The sequence below is a fragment of the Brachybacterium massiliense genome, assembly GCF_900184245.1.
Lineage (GTDB): Bacteria > Actinomycetota > Actinomycetes > Actinomycetales > Dermabacteraceae > Brachybacterium > Brachybacterium massiliense.
The window spans coordinates 257,298-276,594 of record NZ_FXXB01000008.1 but is presented as its reverse complement, the minus strand read 5'-3'; the positions used below and the strand labels follow the sequence as shown (position 1 = coordinate 276,594).

The following is a 19,297-nucleotide window of genomic DNA, read 5'->3' as shown; positions in this document are numbered from 1 at the left end:
CGACGGGTCAGGGCCACGCAGGAAACTCTGCCACACCGCCGTGAGCGGACGAGCGCGGGGCCACCAGTCGATCTCTGCGGGCGGTGCGACCTCAAGGAAGTGCGTGCCGCATGAATGCCCTACTCGGGGCGTTTCGGGGCATTGCTCGGGTGGCGCGCTGGAGAGATTCATGATTTCACCTCGCCTCTCTTTGGCAAGAGCGCGTTGGCCGCCGCCCAGGAGTGCCTTGATGCCGTCGGGAACTGCGGCTATTCCTTCACAGTGTCCACTCGTCCACACCGCGACGGTCGACCTTTCCTCCCCACTGCGAGCTATCCACAGATTCGCCCAGAAGGGTTGTAGGGGGCGAGGTTCCGATGAATTATGAGAAGCGTCCAGAGTGACGTTTTCAGCGCGGACCGCCGAGTCGAGGAAGGGTCCGCAGGAGGGTTCGAGGAGGTGCGCGATGGGGGAGCTTCACGGTCGCGGGCCGGGCCTCGATCCGGAGGGTTCACGCCAGGATGCGCCCTCTCCGGGGCCCACTCCTGCCGCCCCTGAGCTCCCACCGCATCTGCGGCCGGTCCATGCCGCCGCGGTCGAGGAGAGCCGGCGCCTGGCCACCCGCTTCACGGCCCTCGCCCCGTCGTTCCACGACCCGGAGAGCGAGGAGCACGACGAGGACGCCGCCGAGGCGGAGCTGCTGACCGTGGCTCTCGCCCTGCGCTGCACCCGTACTGTCGCAGAGCGCGTCCTGCGCGATGCCCATATCGCCGTCACGCAGCTGCCGCGCACGCTCGTGCGCCTGCACAGCGGGGAGTATCCCGCAGCGTGGTTCGAGCGGATCCTGCGCCGCACCCGCCACCTGACGGCCCGGCAGATACTCTTCGTGGACGCCGCGGCCTCGCTGTGGCCCACGACCATCACCACCGAGCGGTTCCACGACCGTCTCTCCCGCCTGCTCGCACGGGTGGAGTCCCAGCAGGAGACCCCCGCGCACCTGACTCCCGAAGGTCGCCGACGGGTGGAGCTGCTGCCGACCCAGGAGGACGGCATCGGCTGCCTGCGGGTGACCGGCCCCGTTCCTGAGATCCTCGCGCTGGCCACGCGTCTGGACGCCGCAGCCCGCGCCGTCCAGGCCGCGCAGCGCCGCGCCCTCGAGGCGGGGGAGGAGCCGCCGCTGGACCCGCGGGGCACGGTGGGCGAGACGGCGATGCCCGCCTCGCTCGCCCTCATCCAGTACGACCTGCTCAGCAGCGCCTCTCTGGACACCGACGGGGTCCCGGTCCCGCAGCCCCGCTTCCGCCTCAACGTGACCGTGCCCGTGATGACGCTGCTCGGCGGCTCCCAGGAGCCCGGCATGCTCGAGGGCACCATCCCTCTCCCCGCAGCGATGGCCCGCGAGCTGGCCGGAGCGAGCGACACCTGGTACCGGATCCTCACCGATCCGTGCAGCGGCGCCTTCCTGTCGCTGGCCGCCACGGCGTATCCGCCCACCCGCGCCATGCTCGAGCATCTGCGCCTGCGCAATGCCACCTGCGCAGTGCCGGGCTGCACCCGCGGCACCTCCTGGGCCTCCGAGGCCGATCACATCGAGGAGTACGACCACGGCGATCCGGAGCGCGGCGGCCTCACCGAGATCGAGAATCTGCACCTGCTGTGCTGGCAGCACCACCGCGCGAAGACGGCCGGTCTGATCGATCCGACCCGCCTGCCGACCACCCCCGGGCTTCCCGGACAGACCTCCTGGTCGCTCCGCGACCGGGCGAACGTGATCGTGCGCGACAACACCGACCTCGCCACCCCGGCGATGACCACGGCGCTCATGGACTCCTGGACCCGCTACCAGGCAGAGCGCGAAGCCCGGCAACGGGCGCTCGAGCGGCGGAAGAACCCACCGCCCCCGCCGTTCTGAGCACACTGACCTCCACCTCGCATGGACTGTCAGACCCCTCCGCGAATATTCGTATGCATGTTCGAAGCCACAGCCTGGACGCCTTGAGCGAGGCCCCGGCGAGGCGTACAGTTCGAACCCCTGTTCGAACATGTGTGCGAACGCAGTGGCTGGATCGGGAGGAGGACGCACGATGAGCACAGCCCTCCAGGTGGAGGACCGGGAGCAGCGGCTGTTGCGCGCCCGGGCCGCGCTGGGCGCCGCCGAACGCTCCGCCGCCCGCTGGGGCGGGCGGATCGACCGCACCGCGCTGCAGCCGTCGGGGAGCCCCTCCGGGGAGTCCGCCGATGACGGTCTCGGCACTCGTCTGCCGGTGCCCGGGCCGCTGCAAGGGCTGTTCCCTCGCGGCAGTCTGCGCGCCGGCAGCTCTGTGGCGATCGAGGGCTCCGCCTCCACCTCGCTGCTGCTGTCCCTCGCCGCCGCCGCAGCGGGGGAGGACTCCTGGTGCGCGATCGCCGGCATGCCGGATCTGGGCCTGCGCTCCGCCCTGGACGCCGGGCTGGACCCCTGCCGCCTCGCCCTCGCCCCGGCCGACGGGGAGCAGCGACCCCAGGTGCTCTCCGCTCTGGCCGACGGGGTGGGCGTGCTCGTGCTCGGCCCCGATCTGGACCTCGCCCCTGCTCTCTGGCGCAGTCTCCTGGGCCGCGCCCGCACCGCGGACACCCTGGTGCTCGCGGCCGCCCCACCCGGCCGGGCGGATCTCACCCTGCGCGCCGCCACCCAGGGATGGGCGGGGCTCGGGCAGGGCTCGGGGAGGCTGCACAGGCGGCGCCTCGAGATCACCTCCGAGGGGCGGGGGATCGCCGGGTACCGCACCGCCGAGGTGCTGCTGCCACAGGTCAGCGGGATGATCGCGGAGGCGCCGCAGTCGCGGGAGAGCCACGAGAACGCGCGTCCCGTGCGTCTGCTGCGCCCGGTGCGGAGGGCCGGCTGATGGACGCGGAGGGTCGGCTGAGGGGCGCTGGGGCCCACGCCGCGACGCGCACCGTCGCCGTCACCGTCCCGGACTGGCCGCTGCTCGCAGCGCTGGATCGGCACCAGCGGCAGGAGGAGAAGAACTCTAAACCTCAGGCTAAGGTTCAGGTTGAGGGTTCGTGCCTGATCGACCCCATGAGCGCCCCGGTGATCCTGCTCGACCAGCACCGCGTCACCCATGCCGGGGCCGCCGCGCGGGAAGCGGGGGTGCTGCCCGGGATGAAGCGTCGCGCCGCCCGCGCCGCCTGCCCCGAGGCGCTCGTGCTGGAGGCGGACAGGGAGCATGAGTCCGCCCTGTTCGAGCTGGTCGCCGCTGCGGTGGACACGATCGCCGCCGGGGTGGACGTGCTGCGTCCCGGGGTGCTGCTGATGTCGGCCCGCGGTCCGGCCCGCCACCAGGGCGGCGAGGAGAGGCTTGCCGAGCAGATCCTCGATGCGGTCGCCGAGCTCACCGGCTGGGACTGCGCGGTCGGCATCGCCGACGGGCCCTTCGCCGCGCTGCTCGCCTCCCCGCACGGCCGGATCGTGCGCCCCGGTCGCAGCGCCGACTACCTCGCCCCGCATCCGATCGCGGCGCTGCGCAGCGCCCCCGTCGGCCCCGGCTGGGGCCATCGCGGCCAGCCCTCGGCCACCCGTCCCGCACGACGGCTGGACCTCGTCGAGACCGTCGACCTGCTGCAGCGGCTCGGCATCACCACGCTCGGGGATCTCGCCGCGCTCCCGTCGGCCGCCGTCGCCGATCGCTTCGGGCCCGACGTGGCGACCCTGCACCTGCTGGCGCGCGGGAAGGAGCCCGCCCCGCCCGCGGCGCACCATCCCACCCAGCCGATCCTCGCCGAGACCACGCTGGAGACCCCGCTGGTGCGCACCGACCAGGCGGCGTTCATCGCCCGTCCGCTGGCCGAGCAGCTGCACGCCATGCTGGTCGAGCGGGGCCTGGTGTGCACCCGGTTGCGGATCGTGGCCCGCACCGAGGGCGGCGAGGAGATGGAGCGCACCTGGCGGCACGACGGCGCGCTCACCGTCGCCGACGTCGTGGACCGCATCCGCTGGCAGTGCGACGGCTGGATCACCCGGGCACGGCTCGGCGGGCCCGCGACCGGCGCGATCACCCGGATCGGCCTGCATCCGCTGCAGCTCGCACCGGCGGGGGAGAACGCGCCCGCGCTGTGGGGCAGCGCCGGGGAGGCGGCCCAGCGCGCCTCCCGCGCCCTCGCGCGCGCCCAGGGCCTCGCCGGAGAGGAGGCGGTGCAGGTCCCCGTGCTCACCGGCGGGCGACTGCTCGCCGAAGAAGCGGTTCTCGTGCCCTGGCGCAGCGAGAAGCCCGCCCGGCGCGAGGGACCCTGGCCCGGTGCTCTGCCGAAGCCCGCTCCCGCGACCGTGTTCCGCAGCCCGCCGCCGGTGCGGCTCGAGGACGCCGAGGGCCGACCCGTCGTGGTCACCGCCCGCGGGCTGCTGAGCGCCGCGCCGGCCCAGCTGCTGATCAGCGCACCGGGCCTGCCTTCACTGCAGCGGGCAGGGCTGCGCGCGGGCTCCGGCTATCCGGTGCTCGGGCACGGCGCCCCCACCGTGATCGACGAGCGCTGGTGGGTGAAGAACGGTCACCGCGCCGCCCGGATGCAGCTGGTGGTGCGCGGCGCGAGCGCGGAGGAGACCGCAGTGCTGGCCCTGTCCAGAACAGGGGAGTGGACGCTGGAGGGGATCTATGACTGAGCGATCGAGAGGGCGGAGCGTCTGATGGCCCGCTGGTTCCTGGGCCCTCCCGCGTGGAAGGACCTCGAGGCGGTCCTCTCGGATCGTCCCGCGCAGGTGGTCTCCCCGCCGGTGGTCATCGAGCACACCGGGCGCACCGTCGAGGACGGCTACCGTCCCGCCCGCACGGTCGACTATGCGGAGCTGCACGCCCACTCCCACTTCAGCTTCCTCGACGGCGCCTCGAGCCCCGAGGACATGGTCGAGCAGGCCGCCCGGCTGGGGCTGGGCGCGATCAGCCTGGTCGACCACGACGGTCTGCCCGGGGCGGTGCGCTTCGCCAAGGCCGCCGGCGAGGCGGGGATCCCCACCGTGTTCGGTGCGGAGCTGACCCTGGGCCTCGAGCCCGGTGCCGCGGCCGCGAGCAGCACCCCCATCATCTCCGCGCCCCGCACCGGCATCCCCGATCCCGCCGGGGAGCATCTGCTGGTGCTGGTGCGGGACACCGCCGGGTACCGGCAGCTCTCGGCCGCGATCGCGCGCGCCCACCTCGACAGCGGGCAGAAGGCCGCGCCCCGCTACCGGCTCGCCGAGCTCTCCCGCCTGGCCCGCGAGGGGCACTGGCTGATCCTCACCGGCTGCCGCAAGGGGGCCGTGACCCGCGCCGCCGCTCCGCATCTGTTGGCCGGTGATCTCGAGGGCGCCGCCCACGCCGCGGCCGAGGCGATCACGCGCCTGGTGGAGCTGTTCGGCCCGGGCAACGTCGCCGTCGAGCTGATCGCCGGCGGCGGGGGAGAGGCGGACGAGCTGCACGACGCCCTCGCCCAGGGTGCCCGCCTGGTGCGCGAGAGCCACGGCCTGGACGAGATCTCCCTGCCGCTGGTGGCCAGCACCAACGCCCACTACGCCCGCCCGTCGGACCGGCGCCTCGCCGACACCCATGCCGCGCTGCGTGCCGGGGTGCCGCTGGCCGAGGCCGATCCGTACCTCTCCTCCCGCCCCGCGCACCTGCGCAGCGGGGAGGAGATGGCGCAGCTGCTGCCCCGTTACCCGGGGGCGATCGCGCAGGCCGCGAGGCTCGGCCGCGACTGCGCCCTGGACCTGCGCCTGCTCGCCCCGGATCTGCCGCCCTTCCCGGTCCCGGCCGGGCACGACGAGGCCAGCTGGCTGGTGGAGCTGGTGGAGATCGAGGGCCGGGAGCGCTACGGGCCCCGGCCCACACCGGAGCGGCCCGAGCAGGTGCCGGGGGCGTGGGCGCAGATCGACCATGAGCTGAAGGTCATCACCGATCTCCGCTTCCCCGGCTACTTCCTGATCATCCACGAGATCGTCGACTTCTGCGCCGGGGAGGGGATCCTCGCGCAGGGCCGGGGCTCGGCCGCGAACAGCGCCGTCTGCTACGCGCTGGGCATCACCGCGGTCGAGCCGGTCGGTCACCATCTGCTGTTCGAGCGCTTCCTCGCCCCGGAGCGGGACGGCCCGCCGGACATCGACATCGACATCGCCTCGGATCGCCGTGAGGAGGTGATCCAGCACGTCTACGAGCGCTACGGGCGGGAGAACGCCGCCCAGGTCGCCAACGTGATCACCTACCGTGCCAGGCTCGCGGTGCGCGATGCCGCCCGCGCGCTCGGCTACGACACCGGCGCGCAGGACGCCTTCGCCAAGCGGATCGAGCGCTCCTTCTCCTCCCTGGCCGACGCCGACGTGCCCGAGGACGTCGTGGCCCTCGCCCACCAGCTGCGCGACGCCCCGCGCCACCTGGGCATCCACTCCGGCGGCATGGTGCTGTGCGACCGTCCCGTGATCGAGGTGTGCCCGGTGCAGTGGGCCGCGATGGAGGACCGCTCGGTGCTGCAATGGGACAAGGACGACTGCGCCGATGCGGGTCTGGTCAAATTCGACCTGCTGGGGCTGGGGATGCTCACGGCGCTCGACCACGCGCTGCGGATCATCGCCGAGCACCACGGCCAGCACTTCGAGCTGCGCACCCTCCCGCAGGAGGACGAGGCCGTCTACGACATGCTCTGCGAGGGGGACAGCGTGGGCGTGTTCCAGGTGGAGTCCCGCGCCCAGATCTCCACCCTGCCGCGCCTGCGGCCGCGCGAGTTCTACGACCTGGTGGTGGAGGTGGCGCTGATCCGTCCCGGCCCCATCCAGGGCGGCTCCGTGCACCCCTACATCCGGCGCCGCAGCAAGGAGGAACCGGTCACCTTCCTCCATCCGCGACTGGAGAAGTCGCTGGGCCGCACGCTCGGGATCCCGCTGTTCCAGGAGCAGCTGATGCAGATGGTGGTCGACGTCGCGGACTTCACCCCCGCCCAGGCCGATCAGCTGCGCCGCGCGATGGGCTCCAAGCGCTCCACCCAGAAGATGCTCGAGCTCTCCGACGCCCTGTTCGAGGGGATGGCGCGGCACGGCATCGTGGGGGAGGACGCCGAGGCGGTCCACCGCAAGCTGCTCGCCTTCGCCAACTACGGGTTCCCCGAGTCGCACGCCTACTCCTTCGCGTACCTCGTCTACGCGAGCTCGTACCTGAAGTGCCACTACCCGGCCGCGTTCACCGCAGCGCTGCTGCGCTCCCAGCCGATGGGCTTCTACTCCCCGCAGTCGCTGGTCGCCGATGCCCGTCGGCACGGCGTGCTCACCCGCGGCCCGGACGTGCTGGACAGCCGCGCCCGCACGGATCTGGAGACCGACGAGGACCACCGCGGCTACCGTATCGACCCACCGCGCGAGCAGGTGCAGGGGGAGCGGGCCGCGCAGGGTCCGGCGATCCGGCTGGGACTGGACCAGGTGCGGGGGATCAGCACCGGGACCGCCGAGGCGATCGTGGCCGAGCGGGAGCGGGGCGGGCCCTTCGCCTCCGTCCCCGATCTCGCACGGCGGGTGCGGCTGACCGCCCGCCAGCTCGAGGCGCTGGCCACCGCCGGGGCGCTGGATGCGCTGGCCGTCTCACGCCGTCAGGCGCTGTGGGCGGCGGGCGCCGCCGCGCAGGAGTCCCCGGACACCCTGCCGCACCTCGCGGTCGGGGCGCAGGCGCCGATGCTGCCGGGCATGAGCGATGCCGAGCTCGCGACCGCCGACGCCTGGGCCACCGGCATCACCCTGGACGAGCACCCGATGGCGCTGCTGCGCGAGCAGCTCACGGCCGACGGGGTGCTGTCGATCGCCGCGACCCGCGAGGCGGAGGACTCCTCCCGGATCCGGGTGGCCGGGGTGATCACGCACCGCCAGCGCCCGGCCACGGCAGGGAACGTGACCTTCCTCAGCCTCGAGGACGAGTCCGGGATCCTCAACGTGGTCTGCTCCCAGGGGTTCTGGGTGCGTCACCGGGCGCTGCTGCGCACCGCCCGCGCGATCGTGCTGCGCGGCATCGTCGAGAACCGCACCGGTGCGGTGAACCTGGTCGCCGACGCCGTCGAGTCCCTGGACCTGGCCGCGGCGGGCAGGTCCAGGGACTTCCGCTGAGTCAGGCCGCGGCCGGGACCGCGCCGCCCACCCGCTCGGAGCGTCCGGCGAACCGTGCCCGACGGGAGGCCACCAGCGTCAGCACCAGCGAGATCGCCGCCCAGGCCGCGATCGACAGCAGCGTGCTCGAGGTGCTCACGAGCGACCCGCCGAGCGCGGCGTGGACCAGGCCCTGCGTGACGATCGACAGCGGCATCAGGGAGCCGATCGACTGCAGCAGCTCGGGCGCGGTCTGAACCGGCACGATCCCCACCAGCGTCACCACCTGCAGCACCATCAGCAGGATCGAGGCGATCCGGCCGAGCCGGTCGCCGAGGACCGTCAGCAGCATCTGGTGCAGGGCTGCGAACATCACCGCCCCGGCGAGCGCGATCACCCCCACCGACAGCGGGGACACCGGGGAGATCCCGATCGCGGTCAGCACCGCGAGCACCGCGACGGTCTGCACCACCGCGATCAGCAGTGCGGGAGCCAGGGACCGCAGCACCACCTGGGTCATCGGCAGCGCCCGGTCCAGCAGGCGGCGGCGCAGCGCCGGCAGCAGCAGGAAGGTGCCGAAGGCGCCCAGCCACAGCGCGAGAGCGGTGACGAAGGGGAAGGTCGCGGTGTCCGCGCCGTCGGCCTCGTTCTGTCGCTGCGCCTCGATGCCCACGGGGGAGGAGGCCATCTCGCTCATCCGGTCGCGCTCCTGCTCGGAGTAGTGGGGCACCGCGTCGGCGCCCTCGCGCATCCCGCTCGCGAGCTCCTCGGTGCCCTCGGACAGCTCCGTGGTGCCCTCGGCGAGGTCCTCGGTGCCGTCGGCGAGCTCCCCGGTGCCGTCGGCCAGCTGGCGGTTGCCCTGGGCGAGCTGGTCCGCGCCGCTGCCCAGCTCGTCCGCGCCCTCGGCCAGCTGACGGGAGCCGTCCGCGAGCTCAACTGCGCCGTCGGCGCTGGTGCGGGTGCCGGACGCGAGCTGCTCGGCTCCCTCGGCCAGCGCGTCCACGCCCTGGCCGTACTCGGCGAGCCCCTCCTGGAGGCCGGCGACACCGTCCACGAGCTCGGCCGCGCCGTCGGCGTTCGCGCGAGCACCGGTGGCGAGCTGCTCCACCGCGGCGGTCAGGCCCGGGTTCTGGGCGGTGCCATCGCCCTCGAACGCGGTCTCGAGACCCTCGGCATAGGTGACCATGCCCTGGGTGCCCTGGACCAGGCCGGGCTGCTGCTCGGTGCCGTTGAGGCCGTCAGCGATCTGCTGGACGCCGCCGGCCGCCGCGGAGGCTCCCTCTCCGAGGCCTTCCGCCGTCGCGGTCAGGCCCGGGTTCTGGGCGGTGCCGTCGCCGTCGACCACGGTCGAGACCCCGTCGACATAGCCGAGCATGCCCTGGGCCTGCTGCTTCATCGCCAGCGCGTTCGGATCCTCGGGGTCCTCGGCGAGCATCGCATCGGCGGTCGCGTCCATCTGCCGCGCGAGCTCCCGCATGCCGGGGTTCTCGGCGGTGCCGTCGCCGTCCATGATCGTCGAGAGGCTCCCGCTGTAGGCGACCACGCCCTCGGCGCCCTGGACGAGGCCCGGCTGGTCGGCGGTGCCAGCGAGGCCGTCGGCCGCCTGCTGGGCGCCCTGGCCCAGCTCCTCGGCGCCCTCGGCGACGCCGCGGGCCGTCGAGACCAGGCCGGGGTTCTGCTCAGTGCCGTCGCCGGTGACCGCGTCGCCCGCCTGGGAGACGCCGCCGGAGAACTCCTCCACGCCGGAGGCGAGCTGCTCAGCGCCCGCCTCCAGGCCCGGGTTCTCGGGCGTGCCGTCGCCCTCGACACCCTCGGCCAGCAGGGAGGCGCCGTCGAGCAGCCCGGGCTGTCCCTCCGCGCCGTTCATGCCGTCCTGGAGCTGCAGCACGCCGTCGGCGAGCTCCTCGCTGCCGGTGGCGAGCTGGTCCAGACCGTCGGCGAGGGTGCGGGAGCCGTCGGCGCTCTGCCAGGTGCCGTCGGCGAGGGTCCACACGCCGCCGGAGAACTGCTCGGCGCCCTCGGCGGCCTCCTCCGAGCCGTCGGCCAGGTCGCGGCTGCCCTCGGCGAGCTGCTGCGTGCCGTCGTCGAGCTCGGTGGTGCCCTCCGAGAGCTCCTCTGCGCCGTCGGCGGCATCGCGGAAGCCATCGCCGAGATCATTGAAGCCCAGGTAGAGGCCGTCGAGGTACTGCTGGGCCATGGTGCCGCCCATCGTGGAGGCGGAGGCCTCCGCGACCGCCGTGCCCACCAGGGCGTTGATCTGCCCGGAGGCGTCGTTGGTGGTGACCTCGAGGATCGCCTGGGTGGCCTCGGGGGTGCCGATGGTGGCCAGGTCCTTGGAGAAGTCCTCCGGGATCACCACGACAGCGGAGTAGGTGCCGTCCTTCAGTCCCTCTTCGGCATCGTCCTGACTGGTCAGCTGCCAGTCGAAGCCGGTGGTGTCCGGGGTGTCCTGCCCCTCGACTGTCGAGGGCTGGGTGAGCGCCCCGGAGAGCAGCCGGCCGAAGGGCACGGTCTGGACCTCGCCGTCGGCGTCCTCGATCTCGGCGCCCTCATCGAGGTTGACAACGGCGGCGGGGACGGAGTCGAGCCGATCCACCCGGCCGCTGAGCGCCCACATGCCCAGCGATGCCACCAGCAGCGGCAGCACCAGGATCACGATCAGGGTGCGGGGATGCGAGAGGCGGCTCATGCGAAGGCTCCTTCGAGGGTCGGGGCGGTGGAGCGCTGGACGGACAGGGCCAGCAGGCGGCGCGGGTCGCGCAGCCTGCCATGCAGGTGGCGTTCGGCGTCGACGGGTGTCGCGGCGCGGGAGCCGACGATCAGCGTCGCCCCCTTCTCGAGAAGCGCATCGAGCCTTTCGACGAGGGTGTCGTCGGCGTGGACGGCGGCGTGGGCGAGATCCTCGATCCGCTCGATCACGACCACGGTGCGGGACAGGGCGTGCCCGTCGATCTCGGCCAGGCGGTCGGCGACCTGGGCGCCGGCGCCGATCCAGTGGGTGCGGCCCTGGATCGCGGCGAGGTCGTCCGGGGCCAGGCGGTCGTGGACGGCGAGGATGCCGGAGCTGGGGGTGATCCGTCCGGCCGAGAGCGCGAGGAACGTCTCGCGGGCGGCGTCGTCGGGGGCGCGGACCACCAGCAGGGTGCCCGGACGGATGGCGCCGGTGAGGGGGCCGATCGTGCCGTCGGCGCCGACCAGGGGTGCGACCGTCTCCTCGAGGCGCAGCGCGTGGACGCCCTGCTCCTCGGTCCAGCGACGGTGCTCGAGCACGCCGGCCAGGCCCTCCCCCTCGACGTCGACGGTGGGCAGGGCGCGCGAGAGCCAGCCCGGCAGCCACCAGGCGTGCCGCCCCAGCAGGGCGAGCACCGCGGGTACGAAGGTCATCCGCACCACGAAGGCGTCCACCAGCACGCCCACGGCGAGCGCCACGGCGATCGGCTGCAGCATGAACCAGCCCGAGGTGACGAAGCCGGCGAACACCGAGACCATGATCAGCGCGGCGGCGGTGACCACCGGGGCGTTCGCGGTGAAGCCCCGCTCGATCGCACCGCGGGCGTCACGGGTGTGGACGAACTCCTCACGCATGCGGGAGACCAGGAAGACCTCGTAGTCCATCGCGAGGCCGAACAGCACGCCCATCACCATGATCGGCATGAAGGAGACCACCGGGCCGTTGACGTCGACGAACAGCGGCTCGTTGAACCAGCCGTACTCGAACACCATCGCGGTCACGCCGAAGGCCGCGGCGACGGAGAAGAGATAGCCCACCGAGGCCTTCAGCGGCACCCACACCGAGCGGAACACCATCGCCAGCAGCAGCAGGGACAGGCCCACCACGAACAGCGCGAAGGGCAGCAGAGCGTCGGAGAGCTTGTCGGTGACGTCGATGCCCACGGCGGTCGCGCCGGTGACGGTGACGTCGGAGATCGCCAGATCGCGCTCCCAGCCGTCGGCGCTGTCACGCAGCGCGCCCACCAGGTCCTTGGTGGACTGGTCGGTGGGGCCGCCCTCGGGGATCACCACCACCACGGCCATGTCGGCGCCCCGGTTGGGGGTCGCCATCTGGATCTCCTTGACGTGGTCGAGCGCGGCGACGTCGCTCTCGAGCTCCTCGACCACCCCGAGCGGGTCGGTGGTGTTGATGATGTCGGCGGTGACCAGCAGGGGGCCGTTGTATCCGGGGCCGAACTCCTCGGCGACCAGGTCGTAGGTGTCGCGGGCGGCGGTGCCCTGCGGCTCGGTGCCCAGATCCGGCAGGGCGAGCTCGAGATCCTTGATCGGGATCGCGAGGGCGCCGACGCCGACGATGACGACGAGGATCGTCAGCGCCGGCACCTTGGTGACCAGGCGCACCCAGGTGCGGCCGAGGCTGCGGCGCGGCGCCAGCTGCGGATCGGGCTCGGGCAGGATGCCGTCGTGCTCGACCATCAGGCGGCGGGTCCGGCGCGGTCGCAGACGCTCGCCGAGGATCCCCATGATCGCCGGGAGCATCGTCAGCGCGACCACCACCGAGAGCGCGACCGTGGCGGCCGCGGCGACGCCCATCACGGTGAGGAACGGGATGCCGGTGATGAACAGGCCCACCAGCGCCACGATCACCGTCATGCCGGCGAAGATCACGGCGCTGCCGGAGGTGGCCAGGGACTTGCCGATCGATTCGTGCACGTCATCGCCGTGGGCGAGCTGGTCGCGGTGCCTGGAGAGGATGAACAGGGCGTAGTCGATGCCCACGGCCAGACCCAGCATCGCGCCGAGCGCCGTGGTCACCGAGGGGATGTCGATCCCGGCGGAGAGGGCCACCAGCGCGAGCATCGACACGCCCACGCCGACGATCGCGGTGACGATGGGGATCAGCGCGGGCAGCAGCGAGCGGAAGACGATGGTGAGGATGATCAGGGCGACGATGACGCCGATGATCTCGCCGGCGCCGAAGGGGATCTCAGCGCTCTGGAGCACCTGCCCGCCCAGGTGCGCCTCGAGCTCTGCCGAGTTCGAGGCCTCGACCAGCGCGGTGATCTCCTCGACCGACTCGGCGGGGTAGGTGCCGGTGGGGAAGTCCATCTGGAACTGGGCGATGACGGCGGAGTCGTCCTCGGAGCGGGTGCCGGGGGAGAGCTCGTCGAAGGGGGAGGGGGCGACGGAGACGTGCTCGACATCGCCGATGTCGCCCATCAGCGCGTCGATCTCGTCCTGGTGCTCCTCGATGGGGGTGCCGTCCTCAGCCACGAACACCACCTGGCCGGAGGTGCCGCCCATCTCCGGGAACCGGTTGGCCAGGGCGTCGATGCCCTCCTGGCCCTGGGTGCCGGGGATCTCGATGTCGGTGGAGAAGGTGCCGCCGAGACCGAGGGCGAGGCCGCCGACGAGCACGAACAGGGCGAGCCAGGCGCCGACGATCTTCCAGCGCAGTCTGGCCATCACGCGGCCGAGACGGTATAGGGACGAGGACACACGACCTCCAGGGCGAGCACCGGCAGGGGAGACGGCGGACCGTCCCGCTCGAGACGCCCACGCATTCGATACAAAGATGTATCGGTGAGATATTATCGGCCGACGGGCCGTGACCTCAACGCCCGCTGAACATCGCGCAGTGAGAGCCTTCCCTCCCGCGCCGTCTCTGGGAGGAGCCATGACCGATCTGTTCGAGCCGCTGCCCGAGTCCGCAGGCACCCGGCGCAGGGAGAACACCCGCGCGAAGCTCGTGCGCGCCTCGCTGGACGTCTTCGTCGAGAAGGGGATCGACGGCGCTACCGTCGACGACCTGGTCAAGGCGGCCGGCTTCACCCGCGGTGCCTTCTACTCGAGCTTCTCGAGCAAGGAGGAGGTCTTCAGCGCCCTGTTCGACGAGGTGACCGATGAGCTGCTCGCGATCGCGGACAGCTCCGTCGCCGCCGCGGTGGCCGATGTGGACGGCGCCGACGAGGCCGCGATCCTCTCCTCGAATGACGCCGGCGTCATGATCGCGGTCTTCGAGGGCATCCGACCCTTCGGCAGGCAGTGGTACCTGCTCTATTCCGACGCAATCGCGCGCTCGCTGCGCAATGAGGATCTGCGGGCCGATCTGGCCGTGCAGCGTGAGCGGATGCGAGATCGGATCGGCGCTCTGCTGGCGGCGCGGCTCGAGGCGACGGGGGAGCGGGCACTGCTGCCCGCCGAGGATCTCGCCCAGCTGCTGATGGGCATCTTCATCGACCTGCTGCTGCGCGAGCAGATGGAGCAGCGCGACGTCACCGAGCTCGCGGCGACCACGATCCTGGGCACGCTGCGCGCCTTCATCGCCCCGAAGGACGACGAGAACTGACCTCTTCGACCCGGTCTGCCCGTTTCGCCAGGACACTCCGCTTTGGCGACCGCGTCGTCGCGTGAGGGTCGCGCGTGCGCGTACGGTGGCGGCGGTGTGGCGTCCGTCGCACCTCCCTTCCCCACCTTCCCCAGGAGACGACATGTCGTCATACCGTCCCCGCCATCTCGCGCCCCCTCCCGCTCCGGCAGAGCCCACCGGCGCGTCCCGTCGCGCCGTGCTGAGGGGCGGCCTCCTCGGCGCCGCCGCGCTCGGCACCGGCACCACAGCTCTCACCGCCCCCGCCGCACAGGCCGCAGGGATCCACGGCCAGGACGTCTCCGGCTGGCAGGGAGAGGTGGACTGGGCCGCGCAGGTCGCGCTCGGCTCCCGCTTCGCCTACGTCAAGGCCACCGAGGGACGCACCTACCGCAGCCCCGCCTTCAACCACCAGTACCTCGGCGCCGGCGCCGTGGGCATGGTGCGCGGCGGCTACCACTTCGCCCGGCCCGACTCCGGCGACCCCGTGGAGCAGGCCGACTTCTTCCTCGACAACGGGGGCGGGTGGAGCGATGACGGCATCACCCTGCCGGGCATGCTCGACCTCGAGGGCTACAGCGGCCTCCCGCGCGACTACGGCCTGAGCCAGCAGGAGATGCGTGACTGGATCATGGGCTTCTCGAACCACTACCGCGAGCAGACCGGTCGCCGCCCCGTGCTCTACACGAATCTGCACTGGTGGAACGACGTCGTGGGGGACTGGACGCCGGTGAATTCCCCGCTGTTCCTCGCCTCCTACCGCAGCGATGCCCCCACCACCCTGCCCGGGCGCTGGTGGGGCTGGGAGCTGTGGCAGTACTCCGACGCCGGGCCCTTCGCCGGGGACTCGAACCTCTGGTACGGCTACGAGGAGGAGTTCGAGCGGTTCGTCAGCGAGTACGACTACGGCGCGGCCGGCATCTGAGCATCACCGGACGCTGAGCTCCGCCGGCGGGCCGGGGAGCGACAGAGCGGTCGCATCCCGGTCCGCTGTGTACCCTGCACCGGTGACCACAGAACACCGCACCTCATCCACCGCTGAGCAGTCTGGACGCCCGGCCGGCGCCGTCTACGCCGACCGGGGCAGCTCTCACTTCGACATCCTCCTGGCCGCCATGGTGACCGTGGTGGTGCTCTCAGGGATCGGCGCCGCCAAAGGCGTCAGCTTCGGCACGATCCCCGGCACCGGCTTCGAGATCATCACCGACGGCGGCTTCTTCCTCTTCCCCCTCGCCTACGTGCTCGGCGACATCATCACCGAGCTGTACGGCGCCCGCAGCGCCCGCCGCGCCATCCTCACCTCCTTCGCCGTCAGCATCCTCGCCTCGATCAGTTACCAGGTGATCATCGCCCTGCCCCCGTTCCCGGACGAGTACGGCCTGGCGAAGCAGGAGGCCCTCGAGCTCGCGCTCGGGCCTGTCTGGATCGTAGTGCTCGCGGGGCTCGCCGGCTTCCTCGCCGGCCAGAGCCTGAACTCCTTCGTGGTCACGCGGATGAAGCGCCGCATGGGGGAGAAGGGCCTGATCGCGCGGCTGTTCACCTCTTCGGGACTCGGAGAGCTGGTGGACACCATCATCTTCTGCTCGATCGCTTCGGTCGCGATCGGCATCACCACCATCGAGCAGTGGGCCGAGTACACGATCCTCGGCGTGCTCTACAAGGTGCTGGTGCAGTACGCGATGATCCCGGTGACGTCGGCCGTGATCCGCTGGCTCAAGCGCACCGATCCCACCTACCAGCGTCGGCTCGCCGAGGTGCAGCGCACCGACGGATGACGCGCAGGCGCCGCCGACCGACCCGACGAAGGTCGCACCCTCGATCACCGATCCGTGCATGTGCGCAGGGGCGAGGGAGGGGGAGCGTGGAGCCATGGATACGCTCGACAACCCCGTGACCGCACCTGGGCACACGCCGGCTCCCGCGGTCGACGACACCCGGCCCTTCGGCGCGCACCTGCGGATGAGCTGGTGGAAGCCGCTGGTGATCGTCCCCGCGCTGCTGATCGCGATGTTCGTGCTGCAGCTCGGCTTCACCCTCGTGGCGATCCTGGTGGAGACGGCGGCCTTCGGCCGCGATCCGATGGACCTGACCATCTCGCCGCTGATGATGGTGGCGGTCAACCTCAGCCTCGCCGCCATGGGACCGCTGGCCGTCCTGCTCACCGCGCTGATCGCCCGCGTGCCGTGGCGCTCCCTGCTGGCCTCCCCGCGCCGGATGAGCCTGCGCCGCTGGGGCGTCTTCACCGGCGCCTTCGCGGTGCTGGTCCTGGCGATGCTGGGGATCTCGGCGCTGTTCGCGCCCGAGATGGCCGGCCTGAAGGGTTTCGCCATCACCGGCACCACCATCGGTCTGGTGCTGGTGGCGCTGCTGACCACGCCGCTGCAGGCCGCGGGCGAGGAGATGATGTTCCGCGGCGCGCTGATGCCCGCCGTGGCCAGCTGGATCCGTGCCGCCAAGCCCGCGCTGATCATCGGCATGATCGTCTCGAGCGTCATCTTCGGTCTGGTGCACCTGTCGGCGGACCCCTGGCTGCTGACCTACTACACCGTCTTCGGCGCCTGCATGGCGGCGATGGCCGTGATCAGCCGAGGCCTCGAAGCCGCGATCGCCTTCCATGTCACCAACAACGTGATCATGATGGTGGCCGGCGCGCTGTTCGCCGACGGCCAGGGCATCGTCATCGACCGCTCCGTGGGCATGGGCGGGCCGTTCATGCTCCTGGCCATCGCGGTGGACCTGACCGCCGTGGCCATCGTGTGGTTGTACGAGCGCCGTCAGCGTCCCTGATGCGCAGGGCGCCGGGAAGCTTTGCAACGTGAGCAGAACACCCCGGCCAGCCCCTTCACCGTCGACACCCCCGGGCATAGGATGAGAGCTTCGAGCCGGGCGAGAACCCTGAAGGGGTCCGCGCGGCTCGACGCTTCTCCCTTCCCCTTTTCCGCGCCTTCAGAAAGGCTCGCAGTGTCCCGCGCCGACGACACCCCGCACGTCGAACCGACTCCCACCACCGGCTCTCTTCCCACCGTGACCGGAGGCATCCCGACCGTCACCGGAGGCATCCCGACGATCACCGGCGCGATCCCGGTGCTCGAGGACCCCGCGGACCACGATCTCGCCCAGCTGCCCACCGAGGACGAGCTGCGACGCACCCGCGGCAAGGTCACGGCGATGGTGATCGTGGTGCTGACCACGCTCAGCGCGATCGGGCCGCTCGCGACGGACATGTACATCCCGGCCTTCCCGGAGGTCGCCTCCGAGCTCGAGACCACCGCCTCGCGGATGCAGCTGACCATCACCGCCTTCTTCCTCGGCACCGCGAGCGGCCAGATCGTGGCCGGCCCGCTCTCGGATCGGATGGGGCGGCGGGGACCGCTGCTGATCGGGATCGTCGTGTGTCTGCTGGCCTCGATCGGCTGCGCCTACGCCTTCAACGTCGAGATGCTGCTGGTGATGCGCGTCCTGCAGGGCATCGGGGGAGGGTTCGGCATGGTGCTGGGCCGCGCGGTGCTGATCGACATGACCGACGGCCCCGAGCTGTTCCGCATCATGAACGTCATGCAGGGCGTGGGCGGCATCGCTCCGATCGTGGCTCCACTGCTGGGTGGACTGATCCTCATCGTCGGCCAGTGGCGCGAGATCTTCCTGGTCATCGCCGCGATGTCGCTGCTCTCCCTGATCGGCGTGATCTTCCTGATCCCCGAGTCGCTGCCGCTCTCACGCCGACATTCCGGCGGCTTCAGGACCTTCCTGCGCAACTGCCGCAGCCTGCTGCGCCGCCGCATCTTCGTCGCCTACATGCTGGTCAACGCCTTCTCCGCCTTCGCGCTGATGGCGTACGTCTCCGCCTCCTCCTTCGTGGTGCAGGAGATGCTCGGCTTCAGCTCCACCGAGTACTCGGTGAGCTTCGCGATCAACTCGATGGGCATGATGGCGCTGTCGCTGCTGTCCGCGCGGCTGACGCGCACGATCCATCCCCGCGCGCTGATCCGCGTGGGACTGATCGTGGTGTCCCTGGCGAGCTTCGCCCTGCTGATCGGGAGCCTGTTCCTGGACACCCCGGCCTGGATCGTGCTGCCGGCCTTCTTCTTCACCGTCGCCCCGCAGGGCATGATCTTCGGCAACGGCGGGGCGCTCGCCTCGGACCAGGCCCGGGAGTTCGCCGGCACCGGCTCGGCGATGCTGGGACTCGGCTTCTCGTTCTCGGCCTCGATCGCGGCGCCACTGGTGGGCATCGCGGGCACCCACTCCTCGCTGCCGATGGCGATCGCGATGGTGGTGGGCTGCCTGATCTCCGCGACGTTCTTCGTGATCGCGGGCCGGGGGAGCAGCACCGAGAACCCGCACACCGCCATACCCTGATCCCGCGTGCACAGGGCAGCCCCATGACCTGCAGAAACGTTGTGTTTGTGCAGTTCAGAGGTGTTTTGCGGAGGGTCGCAGGGGAGAGGTGGCGAGGATCGTCGGGGCCAGCCGTGGCTGGGCTGTGCACAGTGTCAAGAGTGCGTATCCGTACACTCGCACAGTGGACGCTGTAGGTCTCGGCGTTCGTGGCGAACGAGCCGATCCGGCGATCAGCTTCGTCGGGGTGCACAGTGCGGCAGGGCGCAGCATTCGGCGGTGATGGCAGTTCGTCGATCAGCACTCGGAGGGGTCGACGCGGCGTTCGGCGCGCGCGGGAGCGAGACTCGGCGATACGTGCGTGCGTGCCGCACAGGCGACCTCGCCGCCGCCTGGAGAGCACTTCCGACGCAACGCCGATAATATCCGTTATGTAAAGTCAGCGTGAGAGGAGCGCTCCCCGCGCATCTTGACCCTCTCCCTCGCCACGAGGATCCTTGACCGCGCAGTGCCATGGATGCCGCTGACAGCGTGAGGACACGATGATGGCGGCATCTGGTCCTGGCCACCGACGCGTGGCTGCGTGGCGGGAT

The 19,297-nt window shown here is 71.7% G+C and carries 11 protein-coding genes; 9 read left to right on the top strand and 2 right to left on the bottom strand.

The window, feature by feature from the left end; translation table 11 throughout:
- Positions 1-445 precede the first annotated feature (445 nt).
- The 4 genes from BN4251_RS11215 to BN4251_RS11200 all read left to right on the top strand — a co-directional run bounded on the left by BN4251_RS11215 (position 446) and on the right by BN4251_RS11200 (position 8,068).
- Complete coding sequence (locus tag BN4251_RS11215; protein ID WP_087485189.1) at positions 446-1,891, top strand: HNH endonuclease signature motif containing protein; 1,446 nt, start codon at positions 446-448, stop codon at positions 1,889-1,891.
- A 172-nt stretch (positions 1,892-2,063) separates the two neighbouring features.
- Positions 2,064-2,864, top strand: coding sequence for a hypothetical protein (locus BN4251_RS11210; RefSeq protein ID WP_087485188.1), 801 nt, complete (start codon positions 2,064-2,066; stop codon positions 2,862-2,864).
- Positions 2,864-4,618, top strand: a complete 1,755-nt coding sequence (locus BN4251_RS11205; RefSeq protein WP_087485187.1) for a DNA polymerase Y family protein — start codon at positions 2,864-2,866, stop codon at positions 4,616-4,618. The genes BN4251_RS11210 and BN4251_RS11205 overlap by 1 nt, the downstream gene beginning before the upstream one ends.
- A 24-nt stretch (positions 4,619-4,642) precedes the next feature.
- Entirely contained in the window at positions 4,643-8,068 is a 3,426-nt protein-coding gene (locus tag BN4251_RS11200) for an error-prone DNA polymerase (RefSeq protein ID WP_087485186.1), read from the top strand.
- A gap of 1 nt (position 8,069) precedes the next feature.
- On the opposite strand, the gene BN4251_RS11195 is transcribed toward BN4251_RS11200, so the two are convergent.
- Both BN4251_RS11195 and BN4251_RS11190 read right to left on the bottom strand, forming a co-directional pair.
- Positions 8,070-10,736, bottom strand: a complete 2,667-nt coding sequence (locus BN4251_RS11195; RefSeq protein WP_087485185.1) for a YhgE/Pip domain-containing protein — start codon at positions 10,734-10,736, stop codon at positions 8,070-8,072.
- Positions 10,733-13,465 (bottom strand): MMPL family transporter, encoded by a 2,733-nt coding sequence (locus BN4251_RS11190; RefSeq protein WP_245810312.1) that lies wholly within the window; start codon positions 13,463-13,465, stop codon positions 10,733-10,735. The genes BN4251_RS11195 and BN4251_RS11190 overlap by 4 nt, the downstream gene beginning before the upstream one ends.
- 211 nt (positions 13,466-13,676) lie before the next feature.
- Between BN4251_RS11190 and BN4251_RS11185 the strand changes: the two genes are divergently transcribed.
- From BN4251_RS11185 to BN4251_RS11165, 5 genes are all read left to right on the top strand, one after another.
- Positions 13,677-14,348: a TetR/AcrR family transcriptional regulator gene (locus tag BN4251_RS11185; protein WP_087485183.1), complete on the top strand. Its 672-nt coding sequence runs from the start codon at positions 13,677-13,679 to the stop codon at positions 14,346-14,348.
- A 142-nt stretch (positions 14,349-14,490) separates the two neighbouring features.
- On the top strand, positions 14,491-15,291 hold the full coding sequence (locus BN4251_RS11180; RefSeq protein ID WP_087485182.1) for a GH25 family lysozyme: 801 nt from the start codon (positions 14,491-14,493) through the stop codon (positions 15,289-15,291).
- Positions 15,292-15,373: 82 nt separating this feature from the next.
- The gene (locus BN4251_RS11175; protein ID WP_087486347.1) at positions 15,374-16,141 is read left to right on the top strand and encodes a queuosine precursor transporter; all 768 of its coding nucleotides are present in this window, start codon (positions 15,374-15,376) and stop codon (positions 16,139-16,141) included.
- 94 nt (positions 16,142-16,235) lie between these two features.
- Positions 16,236-17,153, top strand: coding sequence for a CPBP family intramembrane glutamic endopeptidase (locus BN4251_RS11170; protein WP_245810311.1), 918 nt, complete (start codon positions 16,236-16,238; stop codon positions 17,151-17,153).
- A gap of 174 nt (positions 17,154-17,327) precedes the next feature.
- Positions 17,328-18,725: a multidrug effflux MFS transporter gene (locus BN4251_RS11165; RefSeq protein ID WP_245810310.1), complete on the top strand. Its 1,398-nt coding sequence runs from the start codon at positions 17,328-17,330 to the stop codon at positions 18,723-18,725.
- Positions 18,726-19,297 lie beyond the last annotated feature (572 nt).